Raw genomic sequence first — 3,117 nt, 5'->3', positions numbered from 1 at the left:
CGACGCGGGTCCCCCCCGATCCCGCCGCCGTCGCAGTGGCGGCGCGGCTGGAACCGGTCGCGGCCGAGACCAGCCGCACCACCTTGGCCTCGATCATCTTCCTGGACCGGCAGGGGATCGCGCTGACCGGCTACGCCCGGGGCGGCGCCTGGGGCGACCTTCCCGAGGTCCAGACCGCCCTGACCGGCCGGCCGGAGACGGTGCTTCGCCGGAACGCCGCCTACCAGCCTCGCTATTCGCTGGAGTGGCTCAGCCGCGCATCGGCCCTGCGCATCCACCACGCCCGCCCGATCGTCGTGAACGGCCAGGTCGAGGGGGTGGTCCTGACCTCGCGCTCGCCCCGCGCCCTGTTCCGGGGCATCTATCAGGACCGCATCAAGATCGGCCTGGGCGTCGTCGGCACCCTGGGGTTCCTGGCCCTGCTGGCGGTGCTCGTCTCCCGCGGGATCGCGCGCCCGATCGAAGCGCTGAGCCGTGTCACGCGAGAAGTAGCCTCCGGCGGCGGGAGGGTGCCCCCGCCGCCGACCACCGCCGCCGTGGAGATTCGCACCCTCTACGAGGATTTCGGGCGCATGGCCGAGGCTGTGGACCGCCGCTCGCGCTACCTCCGCGATTTCGCGGCGGCCGTCAGCCACGAGTTCAAGACGCCGCTCGCGGGCATCCAGGGCGCCGTGGAGCTGCTGCAGGATCACGATGACATGGAACCCGAGCAGCGCCGGCGCTTCCTGGACAACATCGCCGCCGACGGACGCCGGCTCTCGGCCCTGGTGACTCGCCTGCTCGACCTGGCTCGGGCGGACATGGCCCGACCCGAGGTCGGGGTGTCGGTCGATCTGGCGCCCGTCGTCCTGAAGGCGGTCGACGCCCGCTCTCCGGCCCTGGCCGTCGCGGTGGACCTTCCGATGGATCTCCCGCCCGTCGCGGTTCCCGCCGAAGGCCTGGAGATGGTGATCTCCACCCTGCTGGAGAACAGCCGCCAGGCGGGGGCGACGTCCGTGCGCATCGCCGCGCGCCTATTGGACGACACGATCATCCTGTCGCTCGGCGACGACGGCCGGGGGATCGCGCCCGGCGACGCTGGCCGCGTCTTCGAGCCCTTCTTCACCACGCGCCGGGACCAGGGCGGCGCGGGCCTGGGCCTGTCGATCGCCCGAGCGCTTCTGGCGGCCAATCAGGCCACCTTGGACTTGGCCTCTTCAGCGCGCGGGGCAACGTTCGAGATCGGCCTGCCGATCGCGGCCGGCTAGCGCCACTTCGACCCGTCGCCGTGCTTGCCGACGCTGGCCCATTCGGGCGGGGCGGCCTTGTGCACGTACTGTTCGGCCACCAGCCAGCCCTTCAGCGGCCGCAGGACCGCCAGGCAGGCGAGGACCAGCAGGGGCATGGTCACCACCATATGCACCCATACCGGCGGGTGGACGCCGAACTCGAACCACATAAACAGCCCCATGCCGATCACGCCGACCAGGCTCATGCCGAAGAAGGCGGGACCGTCGGCCGGATCGGCGAAGCCGTAGTCCAGGCCACAGGCGGGGCAGGTCTCGCGGATCTTCAGGAAACCCCGCAGCAACGGACCCTCGCCGCATCGGGGGCAGCGACAGCGCAGCCCTGTCGAAAGGGTGCTCAGGGGCGGGTGCTCGGGCTCGCTCATCTCGGATCCGATCGCGAAGGAGACCCGGGATGTCGGCCTTGGAACGGCGCGGGGCAACGGGTCGTCTTGTCGCGGGGAACGCCGCGCCCGGCGGCGCCGTTCCGGCTGGGATGACCGAGACCCTCAGCCCTGCGCTCCCGGACGACGTGGACGCCCTGATCGACACCGTGCTGTCGATCGCCAGCGACAAGGGGGTCACGTTCGCCACCGCCGAAAGCTGCACGGGCGGTCTGATCGCCTCGGTGCTGACCGACGTGGAGGGGCGCTCTCACGTCTTCGAACGCGGCTATGTGGTCTACACCGATGATTCCAAAGCCGACGAGCTGGCCGTGCCGCCCCGGCTGATCCGCCAGAACGGGGCCGTCTCGGAACCGGTGGCCCGGGCCATGGCCGAGGGCGCGCTTCGAGCCTCCGGCGCCAGGATGGCGATCGCGGTGACGGGCTTCACTGGCGCGGGCGGACCGGACGACGAACCAGGTCTAGTGCACTTCGCCCTGGCCGAGACGGGACGCCCGACCGTGCACGAGGAACATCACTTCGGCGACATCGGCCGGGGCCCGGCGCGTCTGGAGTGCCTTCGGGTGGCGACGCGCCTCCTGCATGCCGCGGTCACCAACCGTTAACCGCGTTTAAAGGCCGTCGCGCGAGTGTGCGCGCGTATGTCCGGGGCCCGTTCGTCAAAGCGAATCCTCAGAACGACCGTGGCCGCCGCCGCGGCCGGTGCCGTCGCGCTCGCCCCTCTGGCGCCCCTGGCCCAGGAGGCCGGCGGCGATCCGGTGGTCATCCGCATCGGCGCCAACCCCACCTTCACCCGCGTCGAGTTCGCCGGCGTCGTCGGCGCGCGGTCCCGAATCCGCCAGGAGGGCAGGGTCGTCGTCGTCCGCATCGGCGCCACCGCCGCGCCCGACGTTTCGCGCCTGCGGGTCGATCCTCCGCCTGGCGTCGAAAGGGTCGAGACCCGCGCCGTCCGCGGCGCAACCGAACTGGTCCTCACCCTGGCCGAGGGCGCGGGGATCCGCTCGGGTTCGGCCGACGGCGCGGTCTTCCTGAACCTCTATCCCCAGGCGCCGGAAGCGCCGGCCGCGAGCGCGGCTCAGTCGGTGACGGTCGTCTCTCGCGCTACGCCCGCGAAGGTGTCCCTGGACTTCCGCTGGGCGAATCCGGTCGGGGCCGCCGTCTTCCGCCGAGGCGACGCGGTCTGGATCGTCTTCGACACCGCCGCCCGGCTGGACATGTCCGGGGCCAAGGACCTGGGACCCGCCTCCCAGGCCCACTGGGCGGCCGGACATGACCATGTGGCGGTGCGTCTGGCCGCGCCGCGTGGACTGGCCGTATCGGCCACAGCCGATGGGGCGACCTGGACGGTCACGATCGGCGGTCCCGCGAGCGCGGTCGAAGGTGTCGCCGTCGAACGCGACGACACCGGCGAGCCGGCGACCGTCGTCGCCGGCTCGGCGGCCAGCCCG

At 72.2% G+C, this 3,117-nt stretch carries 3 protein-coding genes and 1 pseudogene; 3 read left to right on the top strand and 1 reads right to left on the bottom strand.

The genetic code is table 11. From position 1 onward, the window contains the following. Nucleotides 1–1,247, top strand: a 1,247-nt coding sequence (locus AC2W7C_RS15830) for a HAMP domain-containing sensor histidine kinase (protein ID WP_486002261.1), incomplete at its 5' end; no start/stop codon positions are given. Here AC2W7C_RS15830 and AC2W7C_RS15825 read toward each other — a convergent pair. Continuing rightward, entirely contained in the window at nt 1,244–1,570 is a 327-nt protein-coding gene (locus tag AC2W7C_RS15825; RefSeq protein ID WP_486002260.1) for a DUF983 domain-containing protein, read from the bottom strand. The genes AC2W7C_RS15830 and AC2W7C_RS15825 overlap by 4 nt on opposite strands. A 191-nt stretch (nt 1,571–1,761) precedes the next feature. Between AC2W7C_RS15825 and AC2W7C_RS15820 the strand changes: the two genes are divergently transcribed. Together AC2W7C_RS15820 and AC2W7C_RS15815 are read left to right on the top strand one after the other, a co-directional pair. Further along, nucleotides 1,762–2,274 (top strand): CinA family protein, encoded by a 513-nt coding sequence (locus AC2W7C_RS15820; RefSeq protein ID WP_486002259.1) that lies wholly within the window; start codon nt 1,762–1,764, stop codon nt 2,272–2,274. A gap of 78 nt (nt 2,275–2,352) precedes the next feature. Then, nucleotides 2,353–3,117, top strand: a pseudogene (locus AC2W7C_RS15815) (hypothetical protein); the annotation flags it as partial.

The sequence above is a fragment of the Brevundimonas sp. CURTG3B2_SDJG genome, assembly GCF_057364705.1.
This window is presented reverse-complemented; position numbering and strand designations above follow the sequence as displayed.

Coding starts and splice junctions, on each gene's coding strand:
- AC2W7C_RS15820 (WP_486002259.1), top strand. CDS start 1,762: ATGACCGAGACCCTCAGCCCTGCGCTCCCGGACGACGTGGACGCCCTG.